Genomic DNA, 18,156 nt, shown 5'->3' with positions numbered 1-18,156 from the left:
TCGCGAGAGAATTTGCTCCCGCACCTGGTCGAGCAAACGAGGCTGTCCATCCATGGTGTATAACTCCCTTCTACGGTCATCGGAACGCTGGAAGCCTCAGCATAAACATGGATAGCGAGACGAACAAGGAATGTTATACACCACACCCGTCTGGGGAGTTATGCACCCGTTGGTGTCTATTTATAGTTAGGCTTGGCGAATGATAAGGAATGAAATGAAAATACCCTCAACACGAAACCCGGCTTCGCGATCCCATATCAATCCGAACATGAGATCCCACATTGACCCTCGGAGGCGCTCTCATATTGACCCCAATAGGAGAAGTCATATCGACCCTCATCGGCGATCTCATATAAATCCCAATCAAAGATCCCATATTGATCCTCGTAGGAGATCACACATTGATCCATTCCAAAGATCACATATCAACCCAAAACTGAGGTCGGCTATAGACCCTAAAAGGACGTCAAGCATAGACCCGAATAGAGTCTCAAATATTACAGGACTATATATTTTCTCAGAAAGTTGCCAGCCCATAGGCTTCACCGTAAAGGCAGACGAAGAAGTAATTCTGATCTTTGACACTGCATCAGAATGGGTTGGTTTTCTGGTTGCAACCGGGGACGGAGCATTTAATCAGTTTGATTTATCTAAAAATTGGATTGGATTCTGGTGTGATACAGGAGAAGAAAGTTTCAATATATTCAATATGAATCGGGAATGGATTGGATTCACCACTTAAAGCTTATAAAAAATAAAATACATCCGACGCAAAAAGCAGCCCTACAAGTCGCTGTTGTCGGACAATTTCTCCACCGCTTCGCGGCTACAAAATTGCTGTAAAGCTCTACGTTAGGTAAAGGAGGGTCTTGTGCAAGAAGAAATCATTGAGCTATATCGTCAGCTTCGAACTTCCCAAGATAAATATGCTTATTTTTTGCTGGCTGCGGTAGGTGCATCTATTGCTTTTGCCCTAAACCAGACTCAGGGGCTTTCTTTGAAGTCATCTCAAATACCTTTAGCCATTAGTATATTGCTCTGGGGCTTCAGCTTCTTTTTCGGTTGTCGGCACTTGCAATATGTAAGTTCTACTCTTTATGCCAATATAGAAATGTTAAAAATCGAAAGCGGCAGACACCCACAAGTTGGAAATCATCCGCAGGCTCTGGCTGCGGCTAGCGAAGGTGTTCGATCAGCAATTGAAAGCAACAGCGAAACGTCTAATAACCTTGCAAAGTTACAGTTCAGCCTGCTCATTGCCGGAGTAGTATTTTATATTTCTTGGCATACGCTGGAAATGTGGCTGAGATCCAATGCCTAACTAGTGCTTCAAATCGCTCGCTCCGCTCACTGGGACGGGCTAAAGCCCGCCCTTTAACCTAACGTTAGGGGTCAAATCGTGCACTCTTGTCTATCGGCCTCACTGCTGGCGCTAAGCACACTGATCTCAACTACTTTCTGCCAGATCCAATCGATGAGCAAAGTACCAGAGCATGGAGCACGAGCCACCTTCACCGAGAGGCCGCTTTTGGCCGATTTCCGCCGGTCATCACCAGGAAGCATGCTGATCAAGTCCGGCGCAAAGGACTGGTCAGTTCGAATGCAAAGCAGATCTGTGCGATTACTCTCCCAGCCTGAGCCAGCGGCGAGATAAACTAGGCTTCCTGTACCATTCCTCAAGGACGCTGCCGTGCCACATAACTTAGACTGCAAGATCGCCACGGCGGACGCTTTGACATTGCTCTTGCACAATCAGCATGCCCTGGGCGCAGCGATAGAAGAGATAACAAAGTGGCTCTCAGAAAATGGGGTTGGAAGTGTCGGCGCCAATGCGATGTCCGCCATGGAAACGCTGGACACAAATGCTCAAGCCATCACAGATGCCATTATGAGGATACGTCAGTCATAAATTAAATCAGGCAAAAAGGAAAGCAATGAATAATTTGTCTTCCAACGTGTTGGGGATAAGGTTTTAATCAGCTCTCCTCTATTTTGCCCAATATATCTTCCGCCTTTTCTACGCTCATAATCCGCACCATAGACGTCCCAAAACCTAATGGAAAAATTGGATTAGATGGATCTATAGAAATAAAGTGTTCGAGCAAAATCATGGCTGACTGTATATATCGGTATACGTATTCTGCGAATAGTTCTTCCAGTATTGCATCTGTATTGCTTGACTTGCAGTGCATAATCTCGTTTCTTAAGCGCTCAAGGCTCTTGAAGTCAGACCAGAAGCTTGCTGATTGAGGTGGCGGGCACTTCAGTATTGATGGCAATATGGATGCCACCTTCTCCGAAGTAGATATCCATCGCTCTATCTGTTCTTTGCTGTAATGCTCAGTAGACTTGCTCGTGGATTTTTTGTATATGTATGTGTCAGGAATTACGGCATTGCAAAACGATTCCACTGCCTTATATGAAAATATCGTCGCCACCTGAATGTTCTCGAGGTAATCATAGGCAAGGCCTACATTGCGATCGTATATAGACTCGGTAAATTCCGATAACCGCTCGAGATCCACTTTGATTTTTTGAGCTTGCCGCAAAGCCTTAGTTGCCACGCTTATGGCTAAAGTGATCTCGTTGGGGAGCGCCAATGTAATTATATTTGAACCAATTTTTGGTTTGATTATTTTTTGAAAAAAAGCTGTTTTGTTCGTGGATGCCTCGTGGATGCCAATAGGCTTATTTGCACGCCTGTCAGGCGCTGGCACAAATTCAGAAGGATCGTCTATATTGTTCATGTGATGAACGCAAATCAACTGGGTATGTAGCTTTAACAATTTTTACTCCGGAATCTAGGTGGCTTTAAAGATATGCTCCACCGATGTTATTAGAATCGCTGCTACGAATCGAAAACAGCAGATCGCGTATAATCTACAGGAATTCCTTTTTTCGAATGTCACACTCAGCTAGCACTTTATTCAGCCATGTTTCATACCAGTACCACGTATTCATGACGGTAACACCAAAACCCTTGCCTTGTTTTTTTGCTTCGTGGAATTGCCACATTTGCGTGTGATGCATCATGTTAAATCTCGGATAGCCTGCATTCTTTACTTTTTCGACAATTTTCGAAGGCAGATATTTAGGGCGCTCGGTCTCTTTGATTTGAATATACTTGGTGTTCATTCCTAGAGCCATTTCAGACCCTGGCTTGATAAATTCAATTACTTGATCCGCCTGGCCTTTATGATTTGCAGTTTTAGGGACAAAGAAAACGCGATAAGAAAATTTCGGATCATTGAATTCTTCCTCGGTTAGAGCTAAGTCAAACGAAGTTATATAGGCTCGGATATTTTCAGGGAGGCCGTCCGCCTGAGATAATCTGTCAACTTGATCCTTGTTCAAGGAGGAGAACTGAAGGCTAAAAGATAAATGCTTGTCTATGCCAAAGCTGGAACCAAATAAAGACTTTATAATTTCGTTATAATTTAAGCAGCAGGCCTGAAATCTAGCGCTTAAGAACTGATCAATCTTTGTTGTCATTTGGTGTTCGATTTCATGCCTCAAGCCGATTAGAAATCGGAGATTGTTAGCGGCGCTCAAATCTACCGGCGATTCAGGTTGATTTAAGCACTTCTCTAGTTCCCAATGCTTTACAGCGCCTTTAGCAGTTTTGTGAAATCGCTTTCGCGCGCCTTCCATTTTGAAGTACCGATATTCAATTCCTTTTTTTCGATAAAATGCGTGAAGGAGATAAGTCCAAGATATCATCATCAAAACAATGAATATTTCAGACTTAAAGGTGAGCGCAGGGTTATTGAATATTTGCACCGAAGCGAGGGCCGCCTCTCTGGATTTCTTTATAAGCTCGCCAGCTACGGAACCAACCGATCGCACTCTCTTCTCTGCAGCCATTTTGATCATCCTTGGAGTGAGCGATATTTTTATGTGCGCTTACTAAAGAGTGGCCAGCGTGCGAGCTCGGAATGGTCCTACTCTTCCTTTAAACATAGCGACAGATGGGCGAAAATCCAGTCTGGGCGGACGATTCACTACATTCTTCCTCTCATCCCGCGCTGACACTATGCTCAACGTGGTTGTATAAGCTGAATCCTTGCCTCTGAATGGCTTTCAAACGTTGCTGTCGTAGTAGCTACGAGAACTCCCCGCGGAGGGGGGCTTTTGGCCGGTTTCTGCCCGTCGCTACCCTCGGCTGCGGGGAGCTGGCGGTCAGTTAAGTATCGAGACTTTGGATGGAGCGTCAGTGTTAAATCCAGCCTGCGATATGATTAGCGTAACTGAGGTTTAAGGCCTCAATCGACACGAACTGGTCGGTCGGGTGACCTGCGGTAACAGATAACGATTTAGTACCAAATTAGACGGGCCGCTTACATCGACTTGACCGATACAACTTCCACAAATCTGAATTTTTTTCTGGCCGTCTTTGTAGCTTCTTGCTCCGCAACTAGTGAGCTCAGCGTATCGGCCTCATGTACCATCTCGTGCATTTTGCCTTCAAATTCATTTCCCACCCGCAGCGTGACTCTCAGCCTGGGCGTGAAGCCTTTTGAGACTTTCTTTTTCTTCGCTGCGTTTACCAGTTGTACCATCACGACAACCGGGACGGTGTCTTGCACGTGTGTGTTAAATGCTGGCGCAGGGGACTGAGAATCACCGAAGAGCGCCCGGCGCATCTCTTCTTCCGTCAATTCTGTATTCATAAAATTTCTCAGAAGGGCGTTATGTACAACCATGCCGATTCTATCAGTGTGGTCGGGCTCTGCAGTAGTCGTCGTTAGGTCAGAGCTGAAGCGGTGGAGGGCCACCAGTCACCGTCGAGCGTCATCGTCTGGCCGGCAGCTTCATTCGGATGTATAGCTTATTGATACTGCATGCTTGTGTTGTCACTGCTTCACATTTACGCTTTGTCCCGTCACGGTCAATCCCGTGGCCGGGTGTCAGAACCTGAATTGTTCGAGGCGCATAGCGCCATAGCCAGCTATTAAGTGCTTACATAGGCTTAGCTGCTGCTTTTCTATGGCGGTCCGTGCGGGGCAGGCTTCGGCCTGGCCGGTTCCCTCGGACGCCGGTTTCTGACCCCCGTACGGTCCGCCACCCATTTCGTGTCAGAACGGCTGGGTGGACGGCTCCTTAACTGTCCGAGGAGATAAGGAAAATGACCTGTCCCCCTTTTAAGCTCGTGCGCCACCCTGGCCAAATGATTCAAGCTGCAAAAGATCTCGGAGGATTCCGCGATGTTTGATCTTTCGCTTCTCATTGGCCTTCCCAAACCCAACAGCATCGATACTTCATCGCTTACCCCTGAAGATGCAGCGATTAAACTACGGCAGGCTGCAATACTTCGGCTTAATGGAGCACAGAGCGTCCTGCTTCATTTTCCACAGGATGTTGAGCTGGCGGTAGAGCTGTTGGATGACGCGGCTGTGTTGTTCGACAAGGCGTTTCGATGTTTGTCCGGTATCCCAGCTCAGCGCGTTCATCAACAGGGTGGTGAGTACGTCTCTGTCCCTTCAGCTGAAGGCTGTCCTGGTCTCCGAACACCTTGGGGCAATGAATTCCGCCCGATGATTGAGGACGGCGTTCGGTGCGCTGAGACCTGGCTCGATGGCTCATCATTGCCGCTGTGGTGGGCACTGGCGCAAAACCGAAAGCATCATCGTCCAGGTGATCCCCAAGAAGCATTTGAAGCAGGTTTTCTGCTGCGATTGCAGCAGACGCTGATCATGCGACGTGAGGCAGTCACTTCCCAATCAACCAGCATCGATGCCTGAGTTTGTAATTGACGTTTGAGACTTTGCTTTTCCCGCCAAACCCTCCGATTAAGCGATCTTTGATCGCGCCGATCGGAGGGTTCACTCGCTTTTTCTTGCAGCCACCGCGTTCCCCCCTTTCATTTCAAATTTGATCAGCGCCAGCCTTCTTTTACCCGTCAGTAATTGCTCGTGATCTGTATCGGGCGCAGAGCCGGTTCAGTGTCAAAGCGGATCCTTTCGTTGGGCATGGATATAGGTATGGCGACAGCGGCGACAGTGGCGACAACTCGCGTATAACGTGGTCTGGAGCATGGCGACAGAAGTGGCGACAGTCGCCACTTTCTCAGCGCATTGGCGGTGCCGCTTGACCGCCTTTTCGAGTGGGTATAACAATTGGCGCACGGATCGCTGTCGTTGACAGCACCTGCCCAGGTAGTCAGAACCTTTAAGGCTACGCCACTCGCGTGGTGGTTCTTCCCCAAGTGCGATTAGCGTCCGGCGGCTCGCACGGTCACTCCCAAGAGTGATGGATGCCTACTCGACCAATCTGCCTACTGCGGCAGACGATGGACCTTCCTCGCTGCACTGCAGCAACCTCACCTCTCGGCACACTTCGCTGCGCCAATCCGCGCCCGTCTCTTTCTTCTGGAAAGAGACGGGCGCTCGGACCACTGCTGCAAGCCACGTCGTACAGGGCATTGCCGCAACTCTCCTCGTGACAATCGACCTGACAAATCCGATTCGTCGCCATCCGCAACGACACAGGCACCGGTGCCGCAGCCAATGGAAAGGCTGCATCTGACTGACAGTCAGGCATGCCCCAGGTGTCCATGTCGTTGCCTTCTCCTACTCCAGATCTCCAGGTGCCGAACTCGTCAGTCGGCACAGCCTCTACCCGCCCGCATCTTCGGATGCGACTAAGGAGGCCAGATTCATGGGTTATGCCCTCGCTCCCGGTTGTAAGGAGCCGATCGTTCCGCGTCAGTGAACACCTCACAGGCCGCAGGGGCCTTGATCCCTGATAACACTCAACAGTCGTGGCGGGACTACGTGAGGACAATTAGCAATGATTGAGGAGAGGGCCCATGCAGCAGTTAGATCCGAAGCTTGAACTACCACGACCACCTCGACCGTTGATTGAGTCGAACCCCGTGCCCCAGCCTTATCCCGTGCAGGCACTGGGTGGGATTCTCGGGCTTGCGGCGGAGCGCATGGCCGAGGTCATCGGCGTGCCCCAAGCACTGGCAGCGCAATCGGTGTTGGCCGCCTCGGCACTGGCTACCCAAGGTCATGCCGGCTTACAGCTCGACGGGAGAAATTATCCCCTGTCGCTGTACCTGATCACGGTGGCAGCTTCGGGGGATCGTAAAACGGCGGCAGACCGATCTGCATTACTGCCAGCACGGCAATGGGAGCGAGAGCAGTGGCAGCGCTACCGTGAACAACTCGCCCGGTACCGTGTCGCGCAGCGACAGGCGCAGCGTATCAACCCTGGCGATCCCAACCCCACAAACGGCGTACCGCTTGAAGCGGAGCCCTCTGCACCTAGGCTGATCACCACGGATCCGACTATCGAGGCCCTGATCAAGGGACTCTGCCATGACTTGCCGAGCATGGGCCTGTTCTGTGACGAGGGGGGACAATTCCTCGGTAGCAGCACCATGAGTCGGGATAACCGTTTGAAAGCGGTCACGACCTTGTCGTCACTCTGGGACGGCAGTCCGATAGATCGCGCGCGGTCTATGGTGGGTGAAAGCTTGCGAGCTTACGATCGACGCTTAAGCCTGCACCTGATGCTGCAACCGTATCTAGCCATGCAGTTACTCAGTGACCCATTGCTGCAGGGGCAAGGCATTCTCGGTCGCTGCCTCATGACCTGGCCCACCAGCCTGGCCGGACAACGCAGTTACCAGGCTGTCGACTTGTCCAAAGACCCCGCCCTAAAGCGATATCACCACCGTCTTTCGGCCCTGTTTCATCAGCCTTGGTCACTTTCCGCTGACGGTGCCTTGCGGCTATCACCGCTGACACTCAGCCCGTTAGCCCGCCGTCGCTGGATTGATTTGCATGATGCCATCGAAGCTCAACTGGGTGAGTTTGGTGAGCTGGCCAGCGTGCGGCCCAGCGGATCGAAGGCCGCCGACAACCTGCTGCGCGTCGCCGGCATCCTGGCAGTGGTGGAGGAGAGCAGTGTCGTGGACGTCGACCATATCCAACGGGCCTCCACCTTGGTGGGCTACTACCTCACCGAGATCCAGCGCCTGACCGAACAGGAACCGGTGTGCCGGGTAAAAGAAGAGGCAGACAGGCTGCTGCGCTGGCTGCAGGTCAAAGATTGGAAGCGCTTCAGTATTCGGGAGCTGAACCGCAACGGTCCCCGTTTTGCCCGTAAGAGCAGTCGTCATACCGCCAAGCTGTTGGTCGAGTTGATTGATCATCAGTGGCTCATCACCGACGGCCACACCTTCGAGGTGCGCCATGTTCAATCTTGATGAAGCGCTGCGCAACCACCTGGCTCAGCGCCAAAAGGAGCCGAAAGCGCGGTTTGTCGCCGCGACTGTCGCCACTTTGTCGCCACGCTCAAAGCCAGACAAGGTAAGGGTTGTCGCCGGTGTCGCCGATGTCGCCATCACCCGTAAAGCTAGCACTACGACGACAGCCATCATCCAATGGTTGAAAAAGGAGGGCGCGCATCTATACGTCGCCGGCAACACGCTGTGTTTTCGCCCGACTGATTGGGCCCAGTTCGCTATTGTGAATGCACACTGGCGAGCCCTTTTTCATGAGCTCGCAGCAGTCGATCAGGAGCAGGAAAATGGCTCGGGTCGATAAGCGAGCGGGTCGTAATTTTGGCTTTGGTCGCCAGCTCAGCTATGCCGGACCGCAAGCACTGAAAGATCTATTTGGCGATGGCCATTTTGCTACCGTCAAAGCCCATAGCGATCGGTGGCAGGCCTTCGTGAATTGGTGTCGATCCGATGAAGGTCCGGGACTCAATGACGCGCGACAGATCGACCGTGAGATCCTCATGCGGTACGCCACGTATGTGCGTGAGCAGGTTGATCGGGGCAACATCGGCATAGCCACCGCGCAGAACCGACTGTCCAGCGTGAACCGAACGATGGCTGCGCTGCGCGGTGATCAGTACGTCAAAATCTCCAGTCCGAGCAAGGCGCTGGGTTTGCAGCGCTCAAGCGTACGCGGGGAGGCACCGCAAGGCCAAGATCGTGCTCAGATCGAATTGATCGCACGCGCGCTGTCAGAGCGAAGTCAGCAACGAGTGGCCGCAATTGTGCATCTGGCCCGGGAGACTGGTATGCGTCTGCGTGAAGCGATCTTGGCGGACCTGCCCCGACTGCAATGTGAGGCGCGGCAACTGGGCAAGATCAACATCCAAGACGGCACCAAAGGCGGCCGATCAGGCGCGTCAGCACCACGTTGGATTCCGGTCACTGATCAAATCCGTAGCGCCTTGGAGAGGGCCTGTGAGGCTTCGCCCAGTCGCAGTCGGAACCTGTTGGCTCCCAACGAGAGCTACAAAGAGTTTATGCAATCAGTTGTGCAACCGGCACGGGACCTCCTGCACGATCATGGATTGAAAGGCTTTCATGAGCTGCGGGCGGCTTTCGCCTGTGAGCGCTATGAGCAACTGACTGGCTTGAATACACCTGTCAACGGCGGTCGTGTTCATCGAGAAGATCGAGAGCTTGATCAGCGTGCACGACAGCAGATCAGCCACGAACTGGGACATAACCGCATCGATGTGGTGAGTGCCTACATCGGAGGCTGGCGATGACGGCCGAGTTCGACATAGCGTTATTCCTGTGCCCCGTGCTCAAAGGTGCACATGCCACGCGGCAGCGGCACATTAGGCAAGCAGAAAGGATGCACGAGGTGATTCGTGAGCGCTGGGGTTGCGCGACTCCCTGGTCCTGGAGAGAAAAGCACGTGAGATGGTTTCTGAAGCACTACCTGCGATGCTCAGCTCCAGCTACCGTCTACTACTACGAGTTAACAGCAGGGTTGATCCGCCTTAGAAAGGCAAAAGTCGTGGTTGTCTGATAGGCCTTTAAGCGTGAGCCCCTGAGTATGGGAATGCGGAGCCTTCCCATACTCAGGGGCTCGGCCGAAGAAGCGCTGGCAAGCTCCACTACACGGATGGCATGAACTGTCGCCGTGATGTCAGCGTATCGGCACCACCTTGCGGTCCCTGGTTTGATTGATGGCCGACGCTGACAGGCTGCCGGTAGCCGCTTTCTGGATATGTTCACTCCACCAGGCCATCATCGGGCGCCGACGTTCGATGTAATCCGCCCGGTTGTAGGCGCTCCGAACTTCGTCCTTGTCGACATGCGCCAGCGCGACTTCGATTAGCTCCGGATCCCATCCATGCTCGTTGAGGATTGTGCTGGCCATGGAGCGCATGCCGTGGCTGACCAAACGGTCCTGAAAGCCCATTCGTTTCAACGCCATGTTTGCTGTTTGGCTATTCGCGTGGGTGCGCGGGTTTCTATCTGACGGGAACACATATTCCCTGTGGCCGCTATGGTGCTTGAGCGTCTCCAATAACGAGAGTGCATGTTCGGTCAGCGGAATTGTATGCGGACGACGCTTTTTCATTCGCTCCGGAGGGATGGTCCAAATGCGTTTGTCGAAGTCGATGTCTGCCCATCGAGTGGTGGCCGCCTCGGCAGGGCGTGTCATGGTATGAAGTTGCCATTCGATCAGGCAGCGGGTCGTCCGCTTGATGCTGGCGTTCGCGATTTCCATCATGAGCTCCGGAAGTTCGTCAGGTGGTAGCGCGGCCATATTTTCTTTCTTGGGTTTCTTGAACACCGCTCGAATGCCACTGAGAGGGTTGGCAAAGATCATTCCGGAGTTGACCCCGTAGGTCATGATCTCGTTAAGGCGCTGGCTCACTCGCTTAACTGTCTCGAGGCTGCCTTTAGCTTCAATCGGACGAAGCAGCTTGATGACCATCGGCGCGTTCACTTCCGATAACGGCGTTGATTTCATGCTTGGAAAAACATGCAGTGTGAGCGAGCGCCAGATGTCTTCGGCATACGCCGGGGTGACGGAGTCCTTCTTCAATTCGAACCACGCGGTGGCTACGTTCTCGAACGTATGTTCCGTTTCCGCTCGTTTGGCTTCCTGCAGCTCATTGCGCTGAGCTTTTGGGTCGATGCCCTGTGCAAGCAGCTCTCTGGCCTCAACGGTTTTCTTCCTCGCTTGCGCAAGAGAAACCTCGGGATAAGAGCCGAGTGCCATGTTGATTCGATTCTTGGTGACGGGATGCCGGTAGTTGAAATTCCACTGCATCGAGCGATTGACCCTGACTCGCAGCTGGAGCCCGTCGCCATCGGTGAGGACGTAATCTTTGTCTTTCGGTTTGACCGCCTTGAGCTGGCGGTCGGAGAGGCGGGTGGTTTGAGCGCACATGAGAAGTACTCCATGACACCTTTTGGTATTCCCAAGATTAGCGCCGGGTAGCCGGGAATACCATTGGGAATACCAAATCGCCTGGAACTCTAAAAACCTCGAAAGCCTCCAGTAGCCCTGAAACTCCCGTATTTACTGGATTCCAGGCACAAAAAAAGACGTCCGTGGACGTCTTTAGATGTTGAAGTGGTGGAGCCGGGGGGATTTGAACCCCCGTCCGCCAGTACTCCGCTGTCGGTACTACATGCGTAGCCGTGTCTATTAAGTTAACCCTCAGCGACCCGACGGGCAGGGTGCTTTGGGCGAGTTGTGTAAGTTTTAGCCGCTTCGTCCACAACGTACTGCACGGCGATTCTGTTCTATATGACAATCACTTTGGGTTTACAGACATCCCCTAATGATTGCTGGACCCGAAGGTACCAGAAGCTCAGGTCTAAGGCTGCTTACGCAGCGATAGCGAATTCCTGGCCGTAGTTTTCGTCATTGGCAACTATAGAAGTTGCAACAGTGGATTTACGAGTTCTGTTACCAACTCGGCATGCACCTAAAGTTTCGCAACCGGCGTCGAATCCTAAACGGCCCCGAACCTGTCGCTCCATGAAGCTGGAGGAGTGGCAGGCATTTGCAGTGTACGCCAATCCGCGACTGAGGCCAACCCGAAGGTTGGCCGGACGCGACATTACTGCTGATCGCCTTTGGTGTTGTTCTGCAGTTTCTGAAGAGCTTGGGTGGTCAGCGAGATGCATTCCTTCGTGCCTTGCTCGGTACCTTTGGCCTTGGCAGCGGTGGCCTGTTGGACAGTGGCATCGATGTCAGACTTCATGCTTTCACTCATTTGCTCGCTGCTGACCTTGGCGTCCTTGATTTTTTGCAGATTTATTTGGCAAAGGTCTGCCTGGCTATCTGCAAACACCGGAGAGGCCAACATCGCAGCGGAAATGAACAAGCCAGCAAGTGCGGTGCGCTTCATGTGTATCTCCTTGAACGTATGGTCTCGGTGCCGCGGGACAGTGGCGGCCAGGCCGAGTCAGTGGATGGCCCAGCGCAGCCGGGCCTATTCAAGTGACTACAGCGACGCGCAGGAATTCGATTTTTCTTCGAGTCCCATCGCAAGGTCCTCACCGTTGACGGGCTTGGAGCGGGTGACACGGTCCACCAGATACACCAACCCGTGGTAGTCAATTGCGCCGTGTTGGGTAAGACCGATCTCACAGGTGCGGCTGGTGGAAATCCCTTCGCTGCAATGCTGTACCGCGTCCTTCAGTGAGCGCAGCGAGTGGGCGTTCAGCTCTGGCGTGGAGAAGCCCTTGTCGCCGGCGAAACCGCAACAATGGATGCCTTCCGGGATGACCACGTTTTTACTGCACTTGCGCGCCAGGTCGATCAGCGCCTGGCTTTCGCCAAGGTGCTGCGTGCTGCACGTGACGTGCACGGCGATGGGCGCCTCCTGGGGAATGAAGTCGAGCCGATCCATCAAGTGGGTACGGATGAAGCGAACCGGGTCATACAGGTCCAGGCGCACGTCGCCAAGGTCCTGGACCAGCCGCAATGTGCAGGGGCTGGTGTCACAGTAGATGGGGTCGAGCCCGCCGCGACTGGCGTGCAGCAGGGCGCCGATCAGTTCCTGGCGCTTGTGCTCGGCCTGTTCGGCGTAGCCTTTGGAGGCAAAGGGTTGGCCGCAGCAGAGGCTGTCCACATTGTCTGGAAAGACCACCTGATAACCGGCCTTTTCCAGCAGGCCGCGGGTCTTGTCGTACAGCGACATCTGCTCCTTGTCCGCTGCCGCCGGGCCCATGACCCGCGACACGCACGCCGCCAGGTACACGACTCTCGGCCGTTCGTCCGACACGGCGGGGCTGAAACGGATGGCCTTTTCCGGCTGGGGCATGGCGTTGGTCCACTGTGGGACTTGGCCTTTGGACAGCCGCGTCAACGAGGCCGACAGTTTCGCCAGGCGGGGCGCGCCCAGCAGCATGCGCGCACCGTTGGCGACGTGGAGGGCGAAGCGTGCGCCTTGCAATGTGGTGGCGAAATTTCCTTCAATCCAGTTGGCGGTTTTCGTCTTTGTTGCGTCACGGCTGCGCAGTTTTTTCACCAGTTCGCCGGTATTGATGCCTACCGGGCAACGTTGTGCACACAGGCCCGTGGCGGCACAGGTATCGATGCCCTGGTATTGGTAGGCACGCTCCAGTTCGGTGGTGTCCGTGCCGGCGCGTTTCTTGGCTTGGATATCCCTCCAGATCACGATGCGCTGGCGCGGGCTCAAGGTCAGGTCCTTGGACGGACACACCGGTTCGCAGAAACCGCACTCGATGCACTTATCCACAATCTCATCGGCGGCCGGCAGCGGTTTGAGGTGTTTGAGGTGGATCTGCGGGTCTTCGCTGAGCACCACGTCCGGGTTGAGGATGCCGTTGGGATCGAGCAGGCGTTTGAGCTGCCACATCAATTGATAGGCGTCACTGCCCCATTCCAGTTCGACGAACGGTGCCATGTTGCGCCCGGTGCCGTGTTCGGCTTTCAGCGAGCCGCCGAACTCCACCGCCACCAACTGCGCCACGTCATCCATGAACGCCTGGTAGCGTGCGACTTCTTCAGGGTTGTTGAAGCCTTGGGTGAAGACGAAGTGCAGATTGCCTTCCAGCGCGTGTCCGAAAAGGATCGCTTCGTCGTAGTGATGTTTGTCGAACAACTCGATCAGGCGGTTTACGCCAATGGCCAGTTGTTCCACCGGAAAGGTCACGTCTTCGATGATCACCGTGGTCCCGGTTTTGCGCACCGCACCCACGGCCGGGAAGGTGTCTTTGCGGATCGCCCAGAGCCGGGCGTTTTCCCTTGGGTCCTCGGTAAAGTCGACCTGTTTTTCCACCGGGAAACCGGCCAGCGAGGCCATGATCCGGGCCAGTTGCTCTTGCAGTAAAGATGAAGAGGCGGCGCGGGATTCGATCAGCAAGGCGCAGGCATTGATCGACAGATGCTGTACGAAATCCGGCATTCCCGGTTTGTCCTGCACCGAGCGCAGGCTGCGGCGGTCCAGCAGCTCCACGGCCGAGACTGGCTGGCTTTTCAGCACGGTGACGGCGTTGCAGCAGGTTTCCACATCGGGGAAGACGATCAGGGCCGAGGCTTTGTTCGGATGGTCGATGACGGTGTTGTAGGTCACCGCACTGATGAAGCCGAGAGTGCCTTCGGAGCCGACCAGCAGGTGGCTCAAGATATCCACAGGCTCATCGAAGTCCACCAGGGCATTGAGTGACAGGCCGGTGGTATTTTTCAGACGATATTTATGCCGAATTCGCGCAGCCAATTCAGTGTTGGCGCGGGTCTCGCGGCCCAGAGTCGCGAGGCGTTCCAGCAGTTCGCCATGGCTTGTACGAAAAGCCGCCACGCTGCTGTCGTCTTCGGTATCCAGGCGCGTGCCGTCGGCCAGTACCAGGCGAATGCCGGCCAGGGTGTGATAGGTGTTCTGCGCTGTGCCGCAGCACATGCCGCTGGCGTTGTTGGCGACGATGCCGCCGATTTTGCAGGCGTTGATCGACGCCGGATCTGGGCCGATCTTGCGCCCGAACGGCGCCAGCCAGGCGTTGGCCTGGGCGCCGATCACGCCGGGCTGCAAACGGATCTGCGTGCCCTGTTCACGAATCTCGCGCCCGTTCCAGTTATCCCCGAGCACAATCAGCACCGAATCGCTGATGGCTTGCCCGGACAGGCTGGTGCCGGCGGCGCGGAAGGTGACCGGGACCTGGTCGCGTTGGGCCAGTTTCAGCAAAGCAATCACTTCATCTTCGGATTCGACGCGTACCACCAGTTTCGGAATCAGCCGATAGAAACTGGCGTCGGTGCCGAAGGCCAAAGTCGACAGCGGATCGTCGAAACGGCGTTTCTGCGGGATCAGTTGTTGGACGTCGTGTAGAAAAGGGGCCGGAAGGGTCATTGGTCCTCCAGAATCAAAACAACCAGATCCTTCGGACCATGGGCGCCATAGGCCAGGACTTGCTCGATGTCGGCGGTTTTCGACGGGCCCGATACCAGCAGGGCATTGGTGGGCATGCCTTGGGCCCACTCGAATTCCTGCTGCACCTCATAGAAGTTGTCACGGATTTCGCTGGCCTTGAGCAGGGCGAAATGCACCGGTGGGACCAGGCTCATCAGTCGAGGCTCTTCCCGGGTTGGCCAGAGAATCAGGCTGCCGGTGGCGGCGATGGCGCCAAGGGTTCCGGTCAGGCTGGCGGGGGTGTCGTTGAACAACTCGGCTTTCCACTCTTCTACCGGGCGGTCGTAAGCCTTGAGGGTTGGCAGGTCCGGATTGTTCGCCCAGAATTGTGTGATTTTTTCCCCGTGCGCGGTGGTCGGGGCGATGAGCAGGCTCGGCAATTGACGGTCGCGCAGCAATTGCGCGAGCAGGGTCGGCCAGCCTTCCTCGGACGTCAGGTGGATTTCGGTGTGCACCGCCTCCATCAGCTTGCGCAATTGCGGGATACGTTCTTCGGGCGCATAGCGGTAGGTCTGCGTCACCAGCTCGACGTCGAAGTTGTCGGCAACGGGCGTGGCGCCGGTCAGACTTTTACGCAGCTTGGCGAGGATATTGTCCTTGGCGCTCATCGGCGGTCTCCCTGCTGGTTCAGGTGTTCGCGGGCCAGGTCATGCAATGAGCGGGCGGCGGGTTTGGGGGCGCTGTGGTTCTGGGTCCATGGCCCGACGTTGTTGGGCGTCAGGGCGCGCAGGCGCGTGGCGAGGAACCCGAACAGCCGATACAACCGTGGCGAACTGTTGAGTCGAGCCCAGGCGTTCCAGATGAAGCGTTCCTTGGGCGAGTATTTGCTGCCCTGGCCGCGCATCACCTGATGGGGGCTGTCCGGCGCCTTGACGTTTTCTTCCCGCAGCCGCCGCAGCAAAGCCGGGATCGGAATCTTCACCGGACACACTTCACCGCAGGCACCGCACAGCGAAGAGGCGCTCGGATGGTCCGGCACCTTGGCCAGGCCGACCATGTGCGGCGTGATGATTTTTCCGATAGGTCCCGGGTAAACCTCGCCGTAGGCATGACCGCCGATTCGGGTATAGACCGGGCAATGATTCATACAGGCGCCACAGCGGATGCAGTTCAGCGTCTGGCGCAATTCGCTATCGGCAAACGCCTGGCTGCGACCGTTGTCGAGCAGGACCAGATGGACTTCCCGGGGGCCGTCCAGTTCGTCAGGCTTGCGCGGGCCGGAGATCATGTTGACGTAGGTGGTGATCGGCTGGCCAAGGGCCGAGCGGGTCAGCAGCGACAGCAGCGGCACGACGTCGCGCAGGTTCTCGACGACTTTTTCGATGCCGGTCACGGCAATGTGCACCGGCGGCACGGTGGTGGACATCCGCCCGTTGCCTTCGTTTTCCACCAGCAGCAGCGTGCCGGTTTCAGCGACGGCGAAGTTGACGCCGGAGACGCCGATGTCGGCCTCGAAGAATTTCTGCCGCAATACCTTGCGACCGATCTGAATGAGTTGGTCAACGTCCTTGGTGTACTCCACGCCGAGTTTGTCGTGGAACAAGGACGCGACCTGACCGGCATTCTTGTGGATCGCCGGCATAATGATGTGTGAAGGCTTCTCGTGGTCGAGCTGGACGATGTATTCCCCCATGTCGGACTCAAGACATTCAATGTCCCGAGCCTCGAGGAAATGGTTCATCTCCATCTCTTCGCTGACCATCGATTTGCCCTTGATCACTTGCCGCGCCTCGTGAGCGCGGATGATCGAGAGGACGATGCCATTGGCTTCGTCCACCGTTTCCGCCCAGTGCACGTTCACACCGTTGCGGGTCAGGTTGCTTTCAAGTTGCTCGAGCAGGTCGGGCAGCTTCGATAACGCACGGGCGCGGACGGCATTGCCCAGCACACGCAGGTGTTCTCTTTCGTGGGCATCGCTGAAGGACGTTGCCCGCTTGGTCATCAGTGAATCCATCGCGCTGCGAAAGTTGTTTCGCAGTTGCGTGTCGGCCAGGGCCTTGTGGGCTCGGGCGCGAAAATCTTCCTGCACCTCAACGGTCGGAATCAGCGTCGGCGTGCTCATGCGACACCTCCGCTACGCTGCCAGAGGAAGCTCGCCAGGTGCTGGCCGCGTAACGCCTCCTGCTGTTTTTCCAGTGCGCCGTTGATGTTCATCAGGCAGCCACAATCGGCACTGATGACCTTGTGCGCGCCGGATTCCTTCAGCGCTCGGGTCTTGTCGGCCACCATCGCGCCGGAAATATCCGGCATGCGAACGCTGAACGTCCCACCAAAGCCACAGCATTCGCTTTCGTGGCTGTGGTCGACTCGTTCCACATTGCGTAACTGCGCCAACAACGCGCGGCCGTGCAGGTGGGTGTTCATTTCACGCCGTGCCGAGCAGGACGTGTGCAGCGCAACCTTCACCGGCTCACCGCTGTCGTTCAACTGCACCTTGCAGACAAACAGCAGGAATTCAGCCAGTTCATAGGTCCGGGCCGCCAGGGCCTGGACCTGTTTGAGCGTGTCGGGCTCATCCTTGAACAGGTCGGCGTAATGCTCGCGCAGCATGCCGGCGCAGGAGCCCGAAGGCACCACCACCGGATAGTCTTCGGCAAACAAGGCCAACTGCGCCCGTGCCACCGTCCGCGCCTGTTCGGTGTAGCCCGAGGTGTAGGCCGGTTGGCCGCAGCAGCTTTGCCCTTGCGGGTAGTCCACCCGGATTCCTTCGCGCTCCAGCAGATGAATCGCATCCATCCCTGCTTCGGGATAGAACAGGTCCACCACGCAAGTGCCGAACAGGTAGACCCTTTGCGGTTTCTCGCTGGGGTACTGCCGAGGCTCGGGCAATGGCGGGGCGACACGGGTCGCGTTCGGCACGGCGTTGTAAAAAAGCTCGCTCATCAGGCGTGTCTCCGGGTGGTCCCGGTTATCCGTCCGCTGAGGCTGCTGAATATAGACAGGAAATCTTTCAGCAGCCTTGCAGACCCGGTGGTGAATAGCAGACGCCGAATCACGGTT

General features: G+C 55.3%; 16 protein-coding genes and 1 other RNA gene. 7 read left to right on the top strand and 10 right to left on the bottom strand.

Going from position 1 to position 18,156, the window contains the following annotated elements:
* The first annotated feature begins 871 nt into the window (after nucleotides 1-871).
* Both F7R20_RS14915 and F7R20_RS31945 read left to right on the top strand, forming a co-directional pair.
* Nucleotides 872-1,321, top strand: a complete 450-nt coding sequence (locus tag F7R20_RS14915) for a hypothetical protein (protein ID WP_151180607.1) — start codon at nucleotides 872-874, stop codon at nucleotides 1,319-1,321.
* 369 nt (nucleotides 1,322-1,690) lie between these two features.
* Nucleotides 1,691-1,909: a hypothetical protein gene (locus tag F7R20_RS31945; protein WP_081352608.1), complete on the top strand. Its 219-nt coding sequence runs from the start codon at nucleotides 1,691-1,693 to the stop codon at nucleotides 1,907-1,909.
* 67 nt (nucleotides 1,910-1,976) lie between these two features.
* Here the strand turns inward: F7R20_RS31945 and F7R20_RS14905 are convergent, their stop codons facing one another.
* The 3 genes from F7R20_RS14905 to F7R20_RS14895 all read right to left on the bottom strand — a co-directional run bounded on the left by F7R20_RS14905 (nucleotide 1,977) and on the right by F7R20_RS14895 (nucleotide 4,670).
* Nucleotides 1,977-2,747 carry a hypothetical protein gene (locus F7R20_RS14905; RefSeq protein ID WP_151180606.1) on the bottom strand — a complete coding sequence of 257 codons (771 nt, stop codon included), beginning with the start codon at nucleotides 2,745-2,747 and terminating at the stop codon, nucleotides 1,977-1,979.
* A 133-nt stretch (nucleotides 2,748-2,880) separates the two neighbouring features.
* Nucleotides 2,881-3,864 carry a DUF3644 domain-containing protein gene (locus F7R20_RS14900; RefSeq protein ID WP_232002290.1) on the bottom strand — a complete coding sequence of 328 codons (984 nt, stop codon included), beginning with the start codon at nucleotides 3,862-3,864 and terminating at the stop codon, nucleotides 2,881-2,883.
* A gap of 473 nt (nucleotides 3,865-4,337) precedes the next feature.
* On the bottom strand, nucleotides 4,338-4,670 hold the full coding sequence (locus tag F7R20_RS14895; protein ID WP_081352626.1) for a hypothetical protein: 333 nt from the start codon (nucleotides 4,668-4,670) through the stop codon (nucleotides 4,338-4,340).
* Nucleotides 4,671-5,204: 534 nt separating this feature from the next.
* Here F7R20_RS14895 and F7R20_RS14890 point away from each other — a divergent pair.
* The 5 genes from F7R20_RS14890 (at nucleotide 5,205) to F7R20_RS31940 (ending at nucleotide 9,785) form a co-directional block, all read left to right on the top strand.
* Nucleotides 5,205-5,741, top strand: a complete 537-nt coding sequence (locus tag F7R20_RS14890) for a LasR-specific antiactivator QslA (RefSeq protein ID WP_081352611.1) — start codon at nucleotides 5,205-5,207, stop codon at nucleotides 5,739-5,741.
* A gap of 1,067 nt (nucleotides 5,742-6,808) precedes the next feature.
* Nucleotides 6,809-8,215, top strand: coding sequence for a YfjI family protein (locus tag F7R20_RS14885; RefSeq protein WP_081352612.1), 1,407 nt, complete (start codon nucleotides 6,809-6,811; stop codon nucleotides 8,213-8,215).
* Nucleotides 8,202-8,555, top strand: coding sequence for a hypothetical protein (locus F7R20_RS14880; RefSeq protein WP_081352613.1), 354 nt, complete (start codon nucleotides 8,202-8,204; stop codon nucleotides 8,553-8,555). Before F7R20_RS14885 ends, F7R20_RS14880 begins: the two co-directional genes overlap by 14 nt.
* A complete protein-coding gene (locus F7R20_RS14875) occupies nucleotides 8,539-9,519 on the top strand; it encodes an integrase domain-containing protein (RefSeq protein ID WP_081352614.1) in 981 nt (326 codons plus the stop codon). The genes F7R20_RS14880 and F7R20_RS14875 overlap by 17 nt, the downstream gene beginning before the upstream one ends.
* Nucleotides 9,516-9,785, top strand: coding sequence for a hypothetical protein (locus tag F7R20_RS31940; protein WP_081352615.1), 270 nt, complete (start codon nucleotides 9,516-9,518; stop codon nucleotides 9,783-9,785). The genes F7R20_RS14875 and F7R20_RS31940 overlap by 4 nt, the downstream gene beginning before the upstream one ends.
* A gap of 120 nt (nucleotides 9,786-9,905) precedes the next feature.
* Here F7R20_RS31940 and F7R20_RS14865 read toward each other — a convergent pair whose 3' ends face one another.
* The 7 genes from F7R20_RS14865 to F7R20_RS14835 all read right to left on the bottom strand — a co-directional run bounded on the left by F7R20_RS14865 (nucleotide 9,906) and on the right by F7R20_RS14835 (nucleotide 18,039).
* Nucleotides 9,906-11,162 (bottom strand): integrase domain-containing protein, encoded by a 1,257-nt coding sequence (locus F7R20_RS14865; protein ID WP_081352616.1) that lies wholly within the window; start codon nucleotides 11,160-11,162, stop codon nucleotides 9,906-9,908.
* A gap of 187 nt (nucleotides 11,163-11,349) precedes the next feature.
* Nucleotides 11,350-11,745: a transfer-messenger RNA gene (gene ssrA / locus F7R20_RS14860) on the bottom strand.
* A gap of 96 nt (nucleotides 11,746-11,841) precedes the next feature.
* A complete protein-coding gene (locus F7R20_RS14855; RefSeq protein WP_003197648.1) occupies nucleotides 11,842-12,132 on the bottom strand; it encodes a hypothetical protein in 291 nt (96 codons plus the stop codon).
* 96 nt (nucleotides 12,133-12,228) lie between these two features.
* Complete coding sequence (locus F7R20_RS14850) at nucleotides 12,229-15,096, bottom strand: FAD-binding and (Fe-S)-binding domain-containing protein (protein WP_028237555.1); 2,868 nt, start codon at nucleotides 15,094-15,096, stop codon at nucleotides 12,229-12,231.
* Complete coding sequence (locus F7R20_RS14845) at nucleotides 15,093-15,764, bottom strand: LutC/YkgG family protein (RefSeq protein ID WP_003197652.1); 672 nt, start codon at nucleotides 15,762-15,764, stop codon at nucleotides 15,093-15,095. Before F7R20_RS14845 ends, F7R20_RS14850 begins: the two co-directional genes overlap by 4 nt.
* Nucleotides 15,761-17,218, bottom strand: coding sequence for a LutB/LldF family L-lactate oxidation iron-sulfur protein (locus tag F7R20_RS14840; RefSeq protein WP_003197654.1), 1,458 nt, complete (start codon nucleotides 17,216-17,218; stop codon nucleotides 15,761-15,763). Before F7R20_RS14840 ends, F7R20_RS14845 begins: the two co-directional genes overlap by 4 nt.
* Nucleotides 17,215-18,039, bottom strand: a complete 825-nt coding sequence (locus F7R20_RS14835) for a (Fe-S)-binding protein (RefSeq protein WP_003197656.1) — start codon at nucleotides 18,037-18,039, stop codon at nucleotides 17,215-17,217. Before F7R20_RS14835 ends, F7R20_RS14840 begins: the two co-directional genes overlap by 4 nt.
* Nucleotides 18,040-18,156: the final 117 nt, after the last annotated feature.

It is taken from the genome of Pseudomonas brassicacearum subsp. brassicacearum (assembly GCF_008801605.1).
In the GTDB taxonomy this organism is placed as follows: domain Bacteria; phylum Pseudomonadota; class Gammaproteobacteria; order Pseudomonadales; family Pseudomonadaceae; genus Aquipseudomonas; species Aquipseudomonas brassicacearum.
Note: the sequence above shows the minus strand (reverse complement) of the source record. Positions and strands in the feature narration are given on the sequence as shown.

Bases quoted from the DNA above. Each gene is read 5' to 3' on its own strand.
- F7R20_RS14905 (WP_151180606.1), bottom strand. From the start codon at position 2,747: ATGAACAATATAGACGATCCTTCTGAATTTGTGCCAGCGCCTGACAGG.
- F7R20_RS14900 (WP_232002290.1), bottom strand. From the start codon at position 3,864: ATGGCTGCAGAGAAGAGAGTGCGATCGGTTGGTTCCGTAGCTGGCGAG.
- F7R20_RS14895 (WP_081352626.1), bottom strand. From the start codon at position 4,670: ATGAATACAGAATTGACGGAAGAAGAGATGCGCCGGGCGCTCTTCGGT.
- F7R20_RS14890 (WP_081352611.1), top strand. From the start codon at position 5,205: ATGTTTGATCTTTCGCTTCTCATTGGCCTTCCCAAACCCAACAGCATC.
- F7R20_RS14885 (WP_081352612.1), top strand. From the start codon at position 6,809: ATGCAGCAGTTAGATCCGAAGCTTGAACTACCACGACCACCTCGACCG.
- F7R20_RS14880 (WP_081352613.1), top strand. From the start codon at position 8,202: ATGTTCAATCTTGATGAAGCGCTGCGCAACCACCTGGCTCAGCGCCAA.
- F7R20_RS14875 (WP_081352614.1), top strand. From the start codon at position 8,539: ATGGCTCGGGTCGATAAGCGAGCGGGTCGTAATTTTGGCTTTGGTCGC.
- F7R20_RS31940 (WP_081352615.1), top strand. From the start codon at position 9,516: ATGACGGCCGAGTTCGACATAGCGTTATTCCTGTGCCCCGTGCTCAAA.
- F7R20_RS14865 (WP_081352616.1), bottom strand. From the start codon at position 11,162: ATGTGCGCTCAAACCACCCGCCTCTCCGACCGCCAGCTCAAGGCGGTC.
- F7R20_RS14855 (WP_003197648.1), bottom strand. From the start codon at position 12,132: ATGAAGCGCACCGCACTTGCTGGCTTGTTCATTTCCGCTGCGATGTTG.
- F7R20_RS14850 (WP_028237555.1), bottom strand. From the start codon at position 15,096: ATGACCCTTCCGGCCCCTTTTCTACACGACGTCCAACAACTGATCCCG.
- F7R20_RS14845 (WP_003197652.1), bottom strand. From the start codon at position 15,764: ATGAGCGCCAAGGACAATATCCTCGCCAAGCTGCGTAAAAGTCTGACC.
- F7R20_RS14840 (WP_003197654.1), bottom strand. From the start codon at position 17,218: ATGAGCACGCCGACGCTGATTCCGACCGTTGAGGTGCAGGAAGATTTT.
- F7R20_RS14835 (WP_003197656.1), bottom strand. From the start codon at position 18,039: ATGAGCGAGCTTTTTTACAACGCCGTGCCGAACGCGACCCGTGTCGCC.